This window comes from Azoarcus sp. TTM-91, from assembly GCF_012911025.1.
In the GTDB taxonomy this organism is placed as follows: domain Bacteria; phylum Pseudomonadota; class Gammaproteobacteria; order Burkholderiales; family Rhodocyclaceae; genus Azoarcus.
On sequence record NZ_WUEI01000094.1, the window covers coordinates 1 to 17,177 of the forward strand.

The 17,177-nt window shown below is 71.2% G+C and carries 14 protein-coding genes; 7 read left to right on the forward strand and 7 right to left on the reverse strand.

Going from position 1 to position 17,177, the window contains the following annotated elements:
* The 3 genes from GRF61_RS18925 to GRF61_RS18935 all read left to right on the forward strand — a co-directional run.
* Window positions 1-1,099: ATP-binding protein (locus tag GRF61_RS18925; RefSeq protein ID WP_211166082.1), on the forward strand; the 1,099-nt coding region annotated here is incomplete at its 5' end.
* Window positions 1,090-2,193 carry an HDOD domain-containing protein gene (locus tag GRF61_RS18930; RefSeq protein WP_169152181.1) on the forward strand — a complete coding sequence of 368 codons (1,104 nt, stop codon included), beginning with the start codon at window positions 1,090-1,092 and terminating at the stop codon, window positions 2,191-2,193. The genes GRF61_RS18925 and GRF61_RS18930, both read left to right, overlap by 10 nt.
* Window positions 2,186-3,310, forward strand: coding sequence for an HD domain-containing phosphohydrolase (locus tag GRF61_RS18935; protein WP_169152182.1), 1,125 nt, complete (start codon window positions 2,186-2,188; stop codon window positions 3,308-3,310). The genes GRF61_RS18930 and GRF61_RS18935 overlap by 8 nt, the downstream gene beginning before the upstream one ends.
* Window positions 3,311-3,758: 448 nt before the next feature.
* On the opposite strand, the gene GRF61_RS18940 is transcribed toward GRF61_RS18935, so the two are convergent.
* A complete protein-coding gene (locus tag GRF61_RS18940) occupies window positions 3,759-5,405 on the reverse strand; it encodes an ATP-binding protein (RefSeq protein ID WP_211166083.1) in 1,647 nt (548 codons plus the stop codon).
* 2 nt (window positions 5,406-5,407) lie between these two features.
* Window positions 5,408-5,899, reverse strand: coding sequence for a heme oxygenase (locus GRF61_RS18945; RefSeq protein WP_169152183.1), 492 nt, complete (start codon window positions 5,897-5,899; stop codon window positions 5,408-5,410).
* Between the two features lie 305 nt (window positions 5,900-6,204).
* Between GRF61_RS18945 and GRF61_RS18950 the strand changes: the two genes are divergently transcribed.
* From GRF61_RS18950 to GRF61_RS18965, 4 genes are all read left to right on the forward strand, one after another.
* Complete coding sequence (locus GRF61_RS18950; protein ID WP_169152184.1) at window positions 6,205-6,768, forward strand: 2Fe-2S iron-sulfur cluster-binding protein; 564 nt, start codon at window positions 6,205-6,207, stop codon at window positions 6,766-6,768.
* Window positions 6,765-7,802 carry a xanthine dehydrogenase family protein subunit M gene (locus GRF61_RS18955; RefSeq protein ID WP_169152185.1) on the forward strand — a complete coding sequence of 346 codons (1,038 nt, stop codon included), beginning with the start codon at window positions 6,765-6,767 and terminating at the stop codon, window positions 7,800-7,802. The genes GRF61_RS18950 and GRF61_RS18955 overlap by 4 nt, the downstream gene beginning before the upstream one ends.
* On the forward strand, window positions 7,799-10,111 hold the full coding sequence (locus GRF61_RS18960) for a xanthine dehydrogenase family protein molybdopterin-binding subunit (protein ID WP_348982437.1): 2,313 nt from the start codon (window positions 7,799-7,801) through the stop codon (window positions 10,109-10,111). The genes GRF61_RS18955 and GRF61_RS18960 overlap by 4 nt, the downstream gene beginning before the upstream one ends.
* 118 nt (window positions 10,112-10,229) lie before the next feature.
* On the forward strand, window positions 10,230-10,958 hold the full coding sequence (locus tag GRF61_RS18965; protein WP_248281333.1) for a DUF4254 domain-containing protein: 729 nt from the start codon (window positions 10,230-10,232) through the stop codon (window positions 10,956-10,958).
* 90 nt (window positions 10,959-11,048) lie between these two features.
* Here GRF61_RS18965 and GRF61_RS18970 read toward each other — a convergent pair whose 3' ends face one another.
* From GRF61_RS18970 to GRF61_RS18990, 5 genes are all read right to left on the reverse strand, one after another.
* Complete coding sequence (locus GRF61_RS18970; RefSeq protein ID WP_169152186.1) at window positions 11,049-12,086, reverse strand: glycosyltransferase family 9 protein; 1,038 nt, start codon at window positions 12,084-12,086, stop codon at window positions 11,049-11,051.
* A gap of 276 nt (window positions 12,087-12,362) precedes the next feature.
* Window positions 12,363-13,313 carry a UDP-glucuronic acid decarboxylase family protein gene (locus tag GRF61_RS18975; RefSeq protein WP_169152187.1) on the reverse strand — a complete coding sequence of 317 codons (951 nt, stop codon included), beginning with the start codon at window positions 13,311-13,313 and terminating at the stop codon, window positions 12,363-12,365.
* Window positions 13,313-14,302, reverse strand: a complete 990-nt coding sequence (locus tag GRF61_RS18980; RefSeq protein WP_169152188.1) for a glycosyltransferase family 4 protein — start codon at window positions 14,300-14,302, stop codon at window positions 13,313-13,315. Before GRF61_RS18980 ends, GRF61_RS18975 begins: the two co-directional genes overlap by 1 nt.
* A 76-nt stretch (window positions 14,303-14,378) precedes the next feature.
* Window positions 14,379-15,404 carry a glycosyltransferase gene (locus tag GRF61_RS18985; RefSeq protein WP_169152189.1) on the reverse strand — a complete coding sequence of 342 codons (1,026 nt, stop codon included), beginning with the start codon at window positions 15,402-15,404 and terminating at the stop codon, window positions 14,379-14,381.
* On the reverse strand, window positions 15,401-17,131 hold the full coding sequence (locus tag GRF61_RS18990; protein WP_169152190.1) for a carbamoyltransferase: 1,731 nt from the start codon (window positions 17,129-17,131) through the stop codon (window positions 15,401-15,403). Before GRF61_RS18990 ends, GRF61_RS18985 begins: the two co-directional genes overlap by 4 nt.
* Window positions 17,132-17,177: the final 46 nt, after the last annotated feature.

Genomic DNA, 17,177 nt, shown 5'->3' on the forward strand with positions numbered 1-17,177 from the left:
GGCCGCGCAGCCCGGCAATGGCGGCGCGGACGTCCCCGACTATCCCCGCCTGCTCGCCGCCCGCGACAAGACCATCGCCGCGCTGAAGCGCCGCCTGATGCAGGAGGCCCAGAGCGACCGCGACACCCCTTTCGCCCTGCTGACGCAGAACATCTCGCTGGAACAGGTGGTGGCGCGCAAGACGGCGGAACTGGAGGCCGAAAGGCAGGAACTGGAGACCGCCCTGAGAGAGCTCAGGTCGGCCCAGGCCCAGCTGGTGCAGGCGCAGAAGATGGAGTCCATCGGCCAGCTCGCGGCCGGCGTCGCCCACGAAATCAACACGCCCACCCAGTACGTCTCCAGCAACATCGATTTCGTCAAATCCGCCACCGGCACGCTGCTGGACCTGCTGGACACCGCCAGCGGCCTGCTGGGCACGCTGCCGGCGGCGGAGGCCGACCCGGCGCTGGTCGTCTTGCGCAAGGAACTCGGCGGCCGCCGCATCGAGTTCATGCGCCGCCAGATCCCGGAGGCGCTGGAGCAGTCGCTGGAAGGGCTGCGCCACATCGCCAGCATCGTCGCCGCGCTCAAACAGTTCTCCCATCCTTCCTCCGGCGAGATGGAGGAAGTGGACATGCTGGACCTCGTGCGCACCACCGCCACCGTGGCCCGCAACGAATGGAAATATGTGGCCGACCTCGAAGTGCTGCCTGCCGACGGCCTGCCGCCGGTGCCCTGCATCCGCGACCTGGTCGGCCAGGCCCTGCTGAACCTGATCGTGAATGCCGCCCACGCCATCGGCGACACCCTGAAGGAAGGGGTGAAGGAGAAGGGGCGCATCGTCGTCTCGGCGCAAACCGTCGGCCCCTGGATGGAGCTCAGGCTCACCGACGACGGCACCGGCATGAGCGAGGAAACCCGCAACCGGATGTTCGACCCCTTCTTCACCACCAAGCCGGTGGGCAAGGGCACCGGCCAGGGGCTGGCGCTGACTTACTCCACCGTGGTGGACAAGCACCACGGTGAGATCTACTGCGAATCCTGCCTGGGCGTGGGCACCACCTTCGTGGTGCGCCTGCCGCTCCGCCAGGGGCCGGCGGGGGAGCAGGCATGCGGGTAGCGTTCGTCGACGACGAGCCGCTGGTGCTCGCCGGCTTCGAGAGAACGTTGGCGATACGCGAGGACGCCTGGGACTGCGCCTTCTTCACCAGCGGACCTGAGGCGCTGGCCGGGTTGGAGAGCTGCCCGGCCGACGTCATCGTTTCCGACATGCGCATGCCTTTCATGGATGGTGCCGAGCTGCTGCAGCAGGTGAGGGCGCGCTGGCCCGCCAGCATGCGCATCATCCTCTCCGGCCATGCCGACGTCGAAGCCATGCGCCGCATGCTGGACGTGGCTCACCAGTTCCTCGCCAAGCCCTGCGACAACGCCCGCCTTTTCTCCATCATCGAAAGCGCGGTGCGCCTGCGCGACATGTTCTCGGCGCCCGAGGTGGTCGCCGCCGTAGGCGGCATCAACCGCCTGCCTTCCGCCCCCCGCATCTTCGGCGAGCTCAACCGCATGCTGGCGGACCCGCTGGGCAACACCCGCGCGGTGGGAGAGCTGATCAGCGCCGATCCGGCGCTCAGCGCCAAGGTGCTGCAGCTGTCCAACTCCGCCTTCTTCGGCGGCGGCAAGCCGGTGCCCGACGTGGCCGCCGCCGTTGCCCGCCTGGGCACGGAGGTGGTGACGCGCGTCGTCATTGCCGCCCAGGTCTTCGACGGCGCTTCGGCCAATGGCCAGGTGGATGCCCTGCAACGCCAGGCGCTGCGCGCCTCGCAGGTCGCGGCCCGCGTCATCGGCGCCCCCGGGCCGGCAGCCACCGCCGCGCTGCTGGCGCATGTCGGCCTGCTGGTGGCGCCGATGCCGGCGGCCACCGCGGCACCGGAGTCCTGCTGCGCCTGCGGTGCGCCCCTGCACGCCGCCGTCGGCGCCTACCTGCTCGGCCTGTGGGGGCTGCCGATGGACATCGTGCGCGCGGTCGCCCATCACCACCTGCCGCAATGCGATTCGCCGACCGAGTTCGGCATTACCGGCATGACCCATGTCGCCACCGCGCTCGCCGGCGGCGAGCAGCCCGACCGCGACTACCTGGCCACCGTCGGCCTGCTCGACCGCCTGCCGGCCTGGCAGGCGGCGAGCAGCAAGTTCCTGGAGGAAGAGAACGATGAGTGAGACGCCGCTTGCCCGCCTCCTGTGCGTGGACGACGAACCTAATGTCCTCGCCGCGATGGAGCGCAGCCTGTTCGGCAAGTACGAGGTCACCGTCGCACCCAGCGGCGCTGCCGGTCTGGACGCGGTGCACTGGAGCGGGCCCTTCGCCATCATCCTTTCCGACATGCGCATGCCGGGCATGGACGGCGCCGAATTCCTGGCGAAGACGCGGGAGATCGCACCCCACAGCGTCCGCATCCTGCTGACCGGGCAGGCGGACGTGGCCTCGTCCATCGCCGCGGTGAACAAGGGCGGGATCTTCCGCTACCTATGCAAGCCCTGCCCGCAGGACATGCTGGAGGCGACGCTGGCCGAGGCCCTGCGCCAGTACCAGCTGGAGCATGCCGAGCGGCAGCTGCTGGAGACCACGCTCTCGGCCTCGGTCGCCACCCTCACCGAGCTGCTGGCCATGGTCGCCCCCTGGGCCTTCCAGCGTGCCGCCTTCGCCCGCGACTGCGTGGAGTTCGCGCTGAAGGAGCTCGACTGGCCGGACAAGTGGATCTACACCATGGCGGCCTCGCTGAGCCAGATCGGTTGCGTCGGCATTCCGGCGGACATCATGCAGGCCGACGCCAACCAGGGGCCGCTGAGCGCCGAGGAGGAGACGCTGCTGAAAGAGCACCCGGAGGTGGCCGGCCGGCTGGTGGAGCGCATCCCGCGCATGGAAACCGTCGCCCAGATCATCCGCCACCAGCGCGGCGAGGTGCCGGAGGGCGCGGCGCTGGAGCTCATCCGCGGCATTCCCCTGCTGCATGCCGCGCTGGCGCTGGAGCGGCACAGCCGCAGGGGCGCGGGCAAGGTGCCGCCGGCCGCGGCGCTGGCGGCGAGCCGGCCGCTCATCCCGGAATACATCATCAAGGCCGTCGCCGGTTTCCAGCCGGACGCCGACGCCGAGCGCACCGTCCGCATCCGCGACCTGGTCGCCGGCTGGATCGTGGATGAGGACATCCGCACCACCAACGGCCTGATGGTGCTCACCCGCGGTCACCGCCTCAGCGAAACCGCCATCTCCACCCTGCGCCGGTTGCATGCGGTGCATGCGATCACCGAACCGGTGAGGGTGCGCTGCGGGTCATAGGGCCGGCGCGACCGCAGCGCAGCCGTTCGTCGAGAAATCGTGGCGGCGCGGGTTGCCGTGGATATCGGTGGCAAGGCCAGCACGGCAGAAACGCGAATCGGAGGGGGCCCCGGCGCCAAAGGCTGCCGGTTTGCCGCAGGCGGAGGTGAGCCGGCGTCGCATGAGAAGAGGCGCTGAATGACCTGCTGCGCAGCTACGGCCTCGGGGTGCGCCCACGTGGTGAAGCCGGTGGGGCTGGACGATTTCATGGCGGCGATCGCCGGCCTCGGCATGTTCCGGGCGGTGCTGCACGAGCCGCTGCCGTTCGAAGACCGAGCGGCGGCGCCGGAGGTTACCTCGGCGACCTCGGCCTCATTGGCCCCTCGCCACCGGCTTCCTGGCAGCTGCCTTCATCCCTCCCGCATCATCTTTTCCCTGCCGGCGCCGGCCTGCAAAAGCGCCCGCCGCCCTAGCGGAAGCGCGGCAGCCTGACGCGGAAGGTCGCGCCCTGGCCCAGGCCATCGCTGTGGGCGCTCACCGTGCCGCCGTGCAGCGCCACCAGGTTCTTCACCAGCCACAAGCCCAGCCCCAGCCCGGCAACGCGTGCCGCCTGGCCGTTCTGCGCCTGTTGGAAGCGGTCGAAGATGCGCTCCAGCGCTTCCGCCGGAATGCCGATGCCGGTATCCCGCACCGTCAGCTCGGCGTGGGTGCTGTCGGCGGTCACCGACACTTCTATCGTGCCGCCGTCGGCGAACTTCATCGCATTGGTCAGCAGGTTCCAGATCACCTGCTTGATGCGGCCCTCATCCGCCATCACCAGGCAGGGCGACAGGGTTTCCGCGATCAGCTTGATATGGCGCGCTTCCGCGTTGAAGCGGATGTCCTCCGCCGCCAGCCCCGCCAGCGCGCCGATGTCCACCGGCCGCGGGGTGATGGAGAGCTTGCCGGTGGCGATGGCGCCGCTGTCCAGCAGGTCGTCCACCATCAGCGACAGCTGGCGGGTGTTGCGCTCTATCACCTGCACCGCGCGCGCCACATAGCTGGGGTCGGGGGTGCGCTGCATCAGCATGGTCCATGACACGATGGCATGCAGCGGCGAGCGCAGCTCGTGGCTCACCGCGGTGATGAAGTGGTCCATCGCCCGCGCCTCGCTCTCGCTGCGTTCGCGCGCCTGCTTCTCTTCCCGGGCCACCGCCTGGTGATGCAGCTCCGCCTGCTTGCGTTCGGTGATGTCCAGGGTGAAGCCGACCAGCGAGGTGGGGGCGCCCTGGGCCGGGCCGTGGGGGGCGCCGCGGGCCAGCAGCCAGCGCACGCTGCCGTCCGGCCAGATCACCCGGTACTCCACCTCGAAGTAGTCGTGCGAGCTGATCGAATGCTCTACCGCCGCATGCACCCGGGCGCGGTCTTCCGGCTCGATCAGGCTGGTGAACAGGCGCTGGGCGTTCAGCGGCTCGCCCAGCGGGATGCCCATGTTGCGGTAGCACTGCTCGGTACAGCTCATCTGGCCGCTGGCAAGATCCCATTCCCAGGCGCCGACGCGGGCGAAGGTCAGCACCTCCTGCAGCCGCGCCTGCTGGCTGCGCAACTCGGCGTTGGCTTCGTCTATCAGCATCTGCCGCAGCCGCGCCTGGGAGCGCAGCTTGGCGCGCTCGCGCTTGTGGCGCTCGGAGGCATCCACCGATTCGGTCACGTCGGTGAGGCAGAACACCAGCAGGTCGGTGCCCGGCAGGCCGCTGCCGCTGCTCACCCGGCTGACGCGCGCCTGCCAGTAGCGCTCCGGCAGCTGGCCGGCGGCGGCATCCTCCGCCAGCGGCAGGTCGTAGCGCAGGATGGGCGAAGAGCGGGTCTCGCCCAGCCGCAGCGAGGGCAGCACCGATTCCAGCCAGGCCCGCCGCGTCTCCCGCTGCTCGTCGGGCACATGCTGGTTGATGTCATACACCGATTTGCCGATGAGCTGCGGCAGCGAGGTACCGATCACGCTCAGGTAGCGGCTGTTCGCCGTCACCACTTCGTAGCGCTCGTTGGTGATGAGGTAGGCATCCGGCAGGACGTCGAAGATCATCATCTGGCTGGCGGAAGGATCCGGCTCGGGCTGGTGGTGCACGAGGTCGTTCATCGTCAGCGGCGGCGGGGCGCGGCGATTGCTAGCAGGCGGTCGAAGGGGGCGCATGCGCCCTGGCAGGCGAGCGCGATCGCGGCCTCGGTCCGCACCTGCGCCCGCAGCGCCTGGACGAACTGCTGCCAGCGCGGCCCCGGGCCTGCCTCGTCCGCTTTCAGGAAACGCAGCGGATGGGGCCGCAGGGCTGCCGACAGGCGGCGGTGGAGCACCGCTCCGCCCAGTTGAACGCCTTCGATCACATGACAGATGCCCCAGCGCCACGCCGGTTCGGCGCGCAGCGCCGGCAGGCCGGCCGGTTCCGCCGCCGGCGCCGCCATGCCGCCGGCCGGCAGCGCCGCATCGGCGAGGTCCGCCTCCACCAGCGGCAGTCGCCACACGCCGGGTAGCAGGGCCTCGGCCTGGGGGCCGTCGGCATGCCGGCCGCCCGTTGCCTCGCGCAGGGCGGCCAGTACGTCCGGAGGCTGCGGCAGGGAATCGGGGGTATGGCTCACTTATGCGACACCGCTGAAGTTGAGGGAAGAGCGTGCCGGGCACCGACGCCACGGGGGCGAAGCGCGGGCTATGGTACAGGAAGCTTCCGCCGCGCTTTCAGCGCTTACATCGGGCCACGCGGGCCCACCGCAGCCGCCCTTGCGGTGGGCCCGACAGCCCGGTCCGGACAGCGTTTTCCCGCGCCCCGGCGGCGGGCTGGCAAGGGCCCGGCAGGGTCCGCCAGGGCATATCGCTTGCTGCACTCCCCCTCGTACTTCCGGCGCCGCCTTGAGCGCCCGGGAGCGCCATCTGCGAGGAGGATTTCATGGACATTGCGGTGAAGAACGCGGGCGGGGCACAGGCGCAGGCGGCGCCGCGCTATCCGCTCAGCCTGCGCATCAACGGCCAGCCCTACGAGCTGGAGGTGGAATCCTGGGTGACCTTGCTCGACCTGCTGCGCGAGCACCTGCACCTCACCGGCAGCAAGAAGGGCTGCGACCAGGGCCAGTGCGGCGCCTGTACGGTGCTGGTGGATGGCCGGCGCATCAACGCCTGTCTCAGCCTGGCGCTGATGCAGCAGGGGCGCGAGGTGGTCACCATCGAAGGGCTGGCGGAGGGCGCGCGCCTGCACCCGCTGCAGCGCGCCTTCGTCGCCCACGACGCGCTGCAATGCGGCTACTGCACGCCGGGGCAGATCTGCTCGGCGCTGGGCTTGATGAACGAGGGCCAGGCGCGCTGCCGCGACGACCTGCGCGAGCTGATGAGCGGCAATGTGTGCCGCTGCGGCGCTTACCCGCAGATCGTGGATGCGGTGGAAGAGGTGATGTTCGGCAGCGCTGGCGCCGAGGAGCGCGACCGCCCGGTCATCGTCGGGATGGTGCCGGCATGACGCCCTTCGCCTACCACCTCGCCCGCGACCCCGCAGACGCGCTCGCCGCGCTCACCGCGCCCGGCGGGAACATACCCCTGGGGGCGGCCAGCTTCCTCGCCGGCGGCACCAACATCCTGGACCTGATGAAGGAGAACGTCGCGCGGCCGATGCGGCTGGTGGATCTCAACCAGCTGGCGCTGGCGCGCATAGAGGAGACGCCCGCCGGCGGGCTGCTGCTGGGCGCGCTGGCGCGCAATGCCGACACCGCCTATCACCCGCTGGTGCGCAGCCGCTACCCGCTGCTGAGCGCCGCCATCCTGGCCGGCGCCTCGCCGCAGATACGCAATATGGCGAGCAACGGCGGCAACCTGCTGCAGCGCACCCGCTGTTATTACTTCTACGACACCGGCACGCCCTGCAACAAGCGCAGCCCCGGCAGCGGCTGCACGGCGCTGGGCGGCCTCACCCGGCTGCACGCCATCCTGGGGGCCAGCGAGCACTGCATCGCCACCCATCCCTCGGACATGTGCGTGGCGCTGGCCGCGCTGGAGGCGGTGGTGCACCTGCGCTCCGCGCGCGGCGAACGTCAGCTCGCCTTCGCCGATTTCCACCGCCTGCCGGGCGACACGCCCCAGCACGACAACACCATGGCGGCGGACGAGCTCATCACCCACATCGAGCTGCCGCCCGCGCGCCACGCCGCCCACTCCGCCTACCTCAAGTTGCGCGACCGCGCCTCCTACTCCTTCGCCCTGGTGTCGGTGGCGGCGGCGCTGGCGCTGGATGAGGGCGGCCGCATCGCCTCCGCCCGCCTCGCCCTCGGCGGTGTCGCCCACAAGCCCTGGCGCCAGCCGGAGGCGGAGGCGGTGCTGCAGGGCAAGCCGGCGGAGCCGGCGCACTTCGCCGCGGCGGCGGCGGTGCTGCTGGCCGGCGCCCGTGGCGAGGGCGTGAATGACTTCAAGATTCCCATGGCGCGCCGGGCCATCGTGCGCGCCCTGGAAGTCGCCGCCGCCGGCACGCCCGGCCCGGCCTGCAGGGAGGAAGAACGGTGAACGAGCGCATCCATGACTTGCAGACGCCGGTGGCCGATGCCGGCACCGGCTTCGTCCGCGTTGGCATGCCGGTGTCGCGGGTGGATGGCCGCGCCAAGGTCACCGGCGAGGCGCGCTATGCCGCCGAACACCCGGCGCACGACCTCGCCTACGGCGTGGTGGTGGGCAGCACCATCGCCCGCGGCCGCATCGCCGGCTTCCGCCTGCGGGAGGCGCTGGCGGTGCCGGGGGTGGTGGAGATCATCACCCACGAGAATCGCCCGCGCATGCGTAGCTTCGACCTCTTCTACAAGGACATGACCGCCCCCGCCGGCGCCCCCTTCCGCCCGCTGTACGACGGCGAAATCCACTTCAGCGGCCAGCCGGTGGCGCTGGTGGTGGCGGAAACCTTCGAAGCGGCGCGCTACGCCGCCTCGCTGGTGGCGGTGGATTACCTGCCGCAGCAGCATGAGACCAATCTGATGTCGCAGCTCGCGCGCAGCCACAAGCCCAAGCCGCTGAAGGCCGGTTTCTCGCCGCCGCCGGACGAGCGCGGCGACGCCGAGGCGGCACTGCTGGCCGCGGCGGTGCGCATCGAGGCCGAGTACTACAGCGGCGTGGAGCACCACAACCCGCTGGAGCTGTTCGCCTCCACCGTGATCCGCGGCGAGGACGGCCATCTCACCATCTACGACAAGACGCAGAGCTCGCAGAACAGCCGCTGGTACGTCTCGCGGGTGTTCGGCCTGGGCAAGGACAAGGTCACCGTGCGCAACCCCTACGTCGGCGGCGCCTTCGGCTCAGGGTTGCGGCCGCAGTACCAGCTGCCGTTGGCGGTGATGGCGGCGCTGCAGCTGCGGCGCTCGGTGCGGGTGGTGCTCACCCGCCAGCAGATGTTCTCCCTCGGCCACCGCCCGGAAACCCTGCAGCGCATCCGGCTGGGCGCCGACCGCGACGGCCGCCTGCGCGCCATCGTGCACGAGGCGGTGGCCGAAACCTCGTGCTACGAGGACTACGTCGAGGTGGTGGTGAACTGGTCCGGCCAGCTCTACGCCTGCGACAACGTCAAGCTCATCTACCGGCTGGTGGCGCTGGACCAGTCCAGCCCGATGGACATGCGCGCCCCCGGCGCCGCCCACGGCGTGCACGCGCTGGAGGTGGCGATGGACGAGCTCGCCTGGGCGCTGCGCCTGGACCCGCTGGAACTGCGGCTGCGCAACTATGCCGAGCAGGACCAGATGAAGGGATTGCCCTTCTCCAGCAAGGCCCTGCGCGACTGCTACGAGCGGGGCGCCCGCCGCTTCGGCTGGGCGCGCCGGCCGCTGGCGCCGCGCAGCATGCGCGAAGGCAGCGAGCTGGTCGGCTGGGGCATGGCCACCGGCACCTGGGACGCGATGCAGATGTTCGCCCGCGCCGGCGCGGTGCTGCATGCGGACGGCCGGCTGGTGGTCAGCAGCGCCGCCACCGACATCGGCACCGGCACCTACACCGCGATGTGCACCCTGGCCGCCGATGCCCTCGGCCTGCGGCTGGAGCAGGTGATGTTCCAGCTCGGCGACTCCAACCTGCCGGTGGCGCCGATAGAGGGCGGCTCCTCCCACGTCGCCACCGTGGGCTCGGCGGTGGCCGGCGTCTGCGCCAAGTTGCAGAAGCGGCTGTTCCGCATGGCGCGGCGGCTGCATAACTCACCCTTCGCCAAGGCCCGCTTCGACGAGGTGGAGTTCGCCGGCGGCGGCCTGCGCCTGCGCCGCCAGCCCAGCGTGGCGATGAGCGTGGAGGAGGTGATGGCCGCCGCCGGCGAGGCCGCCATCGAAGAGAAGTACCTCATGCTGCCCAAGGTGCTGAAACAGAAGAAGTACCTGCGCGCCACCCATTCCGCGGTGTTCTGCGAGGTGAAGGTGGACGAGGCCTTCGGCACCGTGCGGGTAACGCGGGTAGTGAGCGCGGTGGCCGCCGGCCGCATCATCAGCGCCAAGACGGCGCGCAGCCAGGTCAGCGGCGCGGTGGTCTGGGGCATCAGCCAGGCGCTGCACGAGGAAACCCATGCCGACCATCGCCTGGGCCGCTTCATGAACCACAACCTCGCCGAGTACCACGTGACGGTGAACGCCGATGTGCGCGACATCGACGTCATCTTCGTGGACGAGGACGACCGCGTCGTCAGCGCCATCGGCGCCAAGGGCGTGGGCGAGATCGGCATCGTCGGCGTGGCCGCCGCGGTGTGCAACGCCATCTTCCACGCTACCGGCCGCCGGGTGCGGAGCACGCCGATGACGCCGGAGAAGGTGATGGCGCCGGGGGGCGATGTAAGCGTTTCGGCCGCGCTGTAATTCTTTCCGCCAGCCGGCGGTGCGGTGCAGCATGGTGAAGGGCGTGGCGGTGGAGCCCGGTGCGGGAACCGGCTTTGCACCGCATCCGGGGCAGAGCGTTTCCAACAGGAGATCCGCCATGTCCATGCAGCAGATGCCCCACGGCCAGCAGCGCCCCGCCCGCCGGCGCGGCGACCGTCCCGAGTCCGCCGGCGCCACCGCCTTCAGCCCGCAGGAAAGTGGCGAGCGGGTGGCGCAATCCTATGCAGACCTGGAGGCGCCGGCCATTGTCGCCTTCCACGACCGCTGCCTGGCCGCCGGCGAGGCGCTGGCGGAGAGCGGCGGCGAAGGCCCGTGGTGGCGCTGGATCGCCGAGAACCACCGCTGCAACACCGCGCTGTGGAAAGAGGAAGACAAGGCGCGGCGCACCGACGTGGCGGATGCGGAGATCGTGCACTGCAAGCGCAACATCGACCGCTACAACCAGCGCCGCAACGATGCGGTGGAAGCCCTGGACCAAACCCTGCTGGCGGCGCTGGGCCCGGCCGCCGAGGAGCCGGAGGTGCGCCTGTCCAGCGAGACCGCCGGCGCCATCGTCGACCGCCTCTCCATCCTGGCGCTGAAGATCCACCACATGCGGCTGCAGGCCGGGCGCCAGGAGGCGGGCGCCGCCCACATGGCGCGCTGCCGGACCAAGCTGGAGGTGCTGGTCGAACAGCGTGGCGACCTCGCCAGCTGCCTGGACCGCCTGCTGTGGGAGGCCCGCTGCGGCACCGCCCGCTTCAAGCTCTACCGCCAGTTCAAGATGTACAACGACCCGGCATTGAACCCGGAGCTGTACGGGCAGGCGGGCGGCGCGCCGGGCTAGGGCGCGGCTGCCCTGCCGCCTGCCGCCGGCGGAAAGGCGAGGGGAGTCCGGCCGGAACCATCCTCCGGCCGTGCGCCGCATGAGGCGGCCTCAGCGCCAAGCGGCGGAGGGCGGCTTCGCCAGCAGCGCCCGCGCTTCGCGCAGCACCGCCGCCAGGCCTTCGTCGGCGTGGTGGCCGGGCGGGGCCCAGACCGGGCGGTGGAGATCGCGATCCAGCGCCGCCCAGCGCTCCGGCGCCGAGGCGCGGAAGAGGGTGACGCTGGGAATGCGCAGGGCGGCGCACAGGTGGGCGACGCCGGTGTCGTTGCACACCACCAGCCGGGCGCCGGCCAGCAGCGCGGCCAGGGCACCGGCGCTGATCGGGGCGGCGGCGTTGCGCGCCGGCGCCTTCAGGCCGCGCTGTACCGCGGCGGCAAGCCCGGCCTCGGCGTCCGAGCCGGTGATGACCAGGGGCAGGCCGGTGGCCGCCTGCAGCGCGTTGCCGACGGCGGCGAAGCACTCCGCCGGCCAGCGCCGCGCCGCCGAGCGGGCGCCGGGATGCAGGCAGAGGTAGCCGCCGGCCTCCAGCCCGGCCGCCAGCCCGCTGTGCGCCAGTTCCTCCCTCTCCGCCGCCAGCAGCGGATACTCCAGGTGTTCGCCCTGGGCGGGGGCGCCGAGGAAAGCGGTGAGCGCCAGCAAGCGCCGCAGCTCGTGGCCCTGCGCCGGATAGGGCAGAAAAGCGCCATCTGCCGTGGCCGTTTCGCCGGGCGGCCGGAAGCCGGAGTTGCGGCCGGCATCGAACAGCGCCACCAGCGGATTGCTCAAACGCCCGTCGCCATGCAGCTGGATGGCGAGATCGAAGCGGCGCGCCTGCAACTCGGCCAGGAAGCCCGGAATGGCCGCGATGTCCGGCGTCTGCTCCGGCAGGCCGGGAAAGCCGGGGAAGGGGATGAAGTCGTCCAGGTAGCGCGGATAGCGCGCCGCGAAAGCCCGCAGCCACGGCAGCCCGACCAGGCTGATGCGCGCATCCCCGCAGGCCGCCCGCAAGGCCCGCAGCGCCGGCACGGCGCACAGCATGTCGCCCAGCTGCAGGGCGCGGAAAACGAGGATGTTGCGCGGGCAATGGCGCTGCAGCAGCGGGGTTTCCATGGGCTGTTCTCCTGTTGAACCTTGGGGCGGGCGTTGCATATCGCTCAAGGGGATCGTCCGCGCAGGGAGGGTTGTTCTTCCGCCCCTGGCGGGGAGAGGCGGCGCCCGCAAAGGTGTTTGCGCTTGTACTGGCGCAGCGGCCCCTCCTAGGGCCGCGAGGGGAGAGGGGAGAAAAACGCCGGGCCTCGGCATTTCAGCCGCGCGGCGGCCTGCCTTTCTCCCTCCCCCCTGGCGGGGAGGGCCGGGGAGAGGGGGCGCCCCGCTTGCGACCCTCCCTCACCGCACCACCCGGCTGAAGTACGCGATGGTGCGTTTCAGCCCCTCTTCCAGCGGCGTGGCCGGGGCCCAGCCGAGGGCGTGGCGGGCGAGGCCGATGTCTGGCCGTCGCCGCACCGGGTCATCTTCCGGCAGGGGCTGGTAGCGGATGCCGGAGGGCGAGGCGGTGAGCCGCAGCACCTGCTCGGCCAGTTCGCGCACGGTGAATTCCGCCGGGTTGCCGAGGTTTACCGGGCCGCAGAAATCGTCGGGCGAATCCATCAGGCCCAGCAGGCCTTCTATGAGGTCGTCCACGTAGCAGAAGGAGCGGGTCTGCGCGCCGTCGCCATACAGGGTGAGCGGCTGGCCGCGCAGGGCCTGGACGATGAAGTTGGAGACCACCCGGCCGTCGTCCGGCCGCATGCGCGGGCCATAGGTATTGAAGATGCGGGCCACCTTGGTGCGCAGCCCGTGCTGGCGGTGGTAGTCGAAGCACAGCGTTTCGGCGCAGCGTTTGCCTTCGTCGTAGCAGGCTCGGGGGCCGATGGGATTGACGTTGCCGTGGTAGTCCTCCTGCTGCGGGTGTTCCGCCGGATCGCCGTACACCTCGCTGGTGGAGGCCTGCAGGATGCGGGCGTTGCGGCGGCGGGCCAGCTCCAGCAGGTTGAGGGTGCCGATGACGCTGGTGCGCACCGTCTGCACCGGGTCTTCGCGGTAGTGCAGCGGCGAGGCGGGGCAGGCGAGGTTGAAGATGCAGTCCACCTCGGCCTCCAGCGGCGCGGTGACGTCATGCGCCAGCAGCGAGAAGCCGGGGTGGGCCAGCAGGTGCTGCAGGTTGTCGGCGGCCCCGGTCTGGAAGTTGTCCACGCAGATCACTTCGCTGCCGCGCTCCAGCAGCCGCTCGCACAGGTGGGAGCCGAGGAAGCCGGCGCCGCCGGCCACCAGGGCCCGGGGGTGGGATGAGGTAGCCATCAGCTTGTCACCTCCGCGAACACATCCAGCCAGTCGGCGACGAAGCGCTCGATGTTGAAGCGCTCCTGCGCGCTGCGGCGGGCCTGGGCGCCGAGGCGGGCGGCCTCGGCCGGGTCGGCCAGCAGCTGGCGCATGGCCTCCACCAGCCGGGCCGGGTCGGTGTCCACATAACCCTCGCGGCCGTTGCGCACCACGGTCACCAGCTCGGTGGTGGCCAGGCCCACCACCGGCAGGCCCACCATCATGGCTTCGATGGCCGCCAGCCCCAGGCTGGTCCAGCGCACCGGGTGAAAGTAGAAGCGGTAGCGGGCGAGAAAGGCGGCCAGCTGCGGATTGGGCACCTCGCCGAGGCCGCCGCAGCTTTCCGCGTCCATGCCCGCCAGGTCCAGCGCCACTTGGTCGCGGGCCTGCAGGAACACGTCCAGGCCCAGGCGGCGGCCGCGCTGCAACAGGTTGTTCACCACCGCGATGCCGCGTGGCAGTTCGCCGCTCCAGCGCACCTCCGGCGGCACCACCACGCCGTGCTCCACCACCCGCACCGGGCTGCGGCCGTTGTCCCACATCAGCGCGTTGAAGGGGGTGACGTGCACCAGCAGCGTTTCCGGGTCGTCCACCGGGTGCGGGGTATCGGTGGGGTGGCGCTGCGGCGTGTCGTGCTCCAGGAAGATGCGCGGCAGCCGGCGCTGCGCCGGGCTGAGCAGCTCGTACTGGTCTTCCAGGTAGTGGCGGGCGGACTGGAACAGGATGCAGTCGAAGGCGGTGTCGCGCAGCTGCGCCACCGGCACCTCCACCATGTTGTCGCCCCACGGCAGGGCGCCGGCGCGGCCGCTGTAGCCGGGAGCGCGCGCCGCGTCCACCGGCAGCAAGAAGGTGTGGGGCACATGGCCGAGGTAGTAGAGGTAATTGCCGTGCACATGCCAGGTGAGGATGCGCAGCGGCCGGCGCCTGCCGCCGCGCGGGCCGGAGTGCTGGCTTGGGGGAGGAAGCATGCCTCGGTCTCCTTGTCTCTTGTCTTGTTATGGCGCCGGCGGCTTGCGCCGGCTTGCATGGATGCGCAAGGCGCCGTCAGGCGAAGGGCACCCGGTAGCGCAGCGCGCCGGCCAGCCGCCAGAACACCGCGACGATGGGGATGACCAGGGAGCTGGCGACGATGTCGGCCACGTTGGGCCAGGCGCGCGAGGTGCCGCGCAGGCGGCGCAGCATGAGGCGCAGGGTGAGCAGCAGCCAGGCGGCGCCGGCGATGCCGGCGGCGAGGCGGGCGCCGGCGAGCAGGCAGAGCAGTGCCGCCAGCGCGGCGAGTACCGTCAGGTAGTAGCCCAGCGGCGGCCAGCGGGCGATTTTTTCGCGGTAGAGCCGGCGGTGTTTCTTGAACAGCAGGGCGTCGAACAGCAGGTTGCGGTGCTGGCGTATGGAGGTGCCCGGCGGCGAGCGCTTGGCCGGGTGGATGACGATGGCGGCCGGTGCATGCACCACCAGGCCGCGGGCTTCGAGCAGGGTGAAGTAGAGGTCGGAGTCTTCCCGCCACGGCTGTTCGAAGCGCTCGTCGAAGCCGCCCGTGGCCGCCAGCGCGTCGCGGCGGACGAAGCAGTTGGCGGTGACGAACTCGGCGCCCTGCAGGCCGGCGGTGTTGCGTTCGGAGTCGGTGGGCGCCTGCGGCAGCGGCACGATGACGTCGCCCCAGGCGGCGGTGACGCCGGTGCGCATCGCCCGCAGGCCCTCGCGCAGCCAGTCGTGCGCCGGCAGGGTGTCGTCGTCGGTGAAGGCGATCACCGGCGCCCGCGCGGCCTGCCAGCCGGCATTACGGGCGGCGGCCGGGCCGCGGCGGCCGGCCGGCGGCTGCAGGCAGCGCACCGCCACCTGGCTGCGGCTGCGGCGCAGCCAGGCTTGCACCCTGGCCGGCAGCCGCGGCGAGCGGCCGTCGTCCACGATGATGATCTCCATGCGCCCCGGCACGCCCTCCTGGCTGAGCAGGGCGTGCAGGCAGCGCAGCAACTGACGCGGTCGCCGGCAGGTGGGCACCACCACCGATACCGTCACCGCGGCGGTCGTCACCGCGGCAGTCGCTACCGCGGCGGTCGCCGGCGGCGTCATGGCTGCTTCTCCACCAGGAAGCTGCCGATCACCAGCGCGTCTATGGGCGAGGTGAAGAAGGCGGCGATGGCGTCGCGCGGGGTGCAGACGATGGGTTCGCCGCGGACGTTGAAGGAGGTGTTGATCAGCACCGGCACGCCGGTGCGGCGGCCGAAGGCGCGCAGCAGGGCGTGGTAGCGCGGCTGGGCCCCGGCGCTCACCGTCTGCACGCGGGCGGTACCGTCCACATGCACCGCGGCGGGAATGCGGCGGGCCTTGTCCGGTGCCACATCATAGACGAAGAGCATGAAGGGCGAGCGGCCCTTGTTGTCGCGCTTGCAGGAGAACCATTCGGCCACGTCTTCCTCCGGCACCGAGGGCGCGACCGGGCGGAAGTCTTCCCTGTCCTTCAGCTCGTTCAGCCGCGCCTGCATGCCGGCGTCCAGCGGCGAGGCGAGGATGGAGCGGGCGCCCAGCGCCCGCGGGCCGAACTCCATGCGGCCCTGGAACCAGCCCACCACCTTGCCGGCGGCCAGCAGCCCGGCGGTGCGCCCGGCCACGTCGTCCAGCCGGGTATGGGGCAGGCGGGCGCGCTTCAGCGCCGCCTCGATGTCGTCATCGCCATAGCCGGGGCCGAGGTAGGCATGGTCCATCGCCCATTGCCGCGGCTGGCCGCGCTCCTTGTAGTCCACCCACAGGGCGGCGCCCAGGGCGGTGCCGGCATCGCCGGCGGCCGGCTGCACCCACACTTCCTCGTAGGGGCCGTGGTCGCGCAGCCTGGCGTTCATGACGCAATTGAGGGCGACGCCGCCGGCCATGCACAGCCGCGGCTGGCCGCTGGCCTGGTGCAGCCACTCGGCCAGGTGCAGCACTGTTTCTTCCAGTGCCACCTGCAGCGAGGCGGCGATGTCGTAGTGGCGCTCTTCCAGCGGGGCGCCGCGGCGGCGCGGCGGGCCGAACTGGTTCTCCAGCAGCAGCGGGGTGATGGCGAAGCCGCCGTCGCCGTCCCACACCAGCATGTCGCGGAAGAGGTCGAGGTGGCGTGGCTTGCCGTAGGAGGCCAGGGCCATGACCTTGTATTCGTCGCTGGCGTGCTGGAAGCCGAGGTAGCGGGTGACTTCCTCGTAGAGCAGGCCGAGGGAGTGGGGGAAGTCGATCTGGCGCAGGCGCTCGTAGTTGCCGCCGCGCCATACCCCCAGCGTGGTGGTGGCGCGCTCACCGCGGCCGTCCAAGGTGAGCACGGCGGCGTCGTCGAAGGGCGCGGCGAGGAAGGCGCTGGCTTCGTGGGCGAGGTGGTGCTCGACGTAGTTCCAGCGGAAGCCGCCGTGGGCGGCGAGGTTCTCGAAGCGGTCGCGCAGGTGGTGGGGGGCGCCGTCCATCAGCTGGCGCGGGGCGTTGATGACGTAGGAGAGGAAGAGCGGGTCCCAGGGGCTGTTCCATTCGCCCTCCACGCCCACCGCCGAGGGCTCCAGCGGCAGGGTCAGCAGGGTGGTCTCGCTGCGGCCGGGGAACTGCGCCGGGTCGAAGGAGTAGGCGACCTGGTCCACATCGTCCAGCCGGATGCCGGCTTCGGCCAGGCAGTAGTCGATGGCGGAGAAGGGCAGCTCCCAGGCGGAGAAGGGCACCGGCCGCTTGGCGTGCTTGATGCGGCTGAAGCGTTCCTCCTCGGCGGCGGCGATGACCTTGCCGTCATGCACCAGGCAGGCGGCGCTGTCGTGGAAGGCCGCGTTGATTCCCAGGGTGTACATCTGTCTCTTATACACAATCTGACGCTGCCGACGAATTAGACGGTGT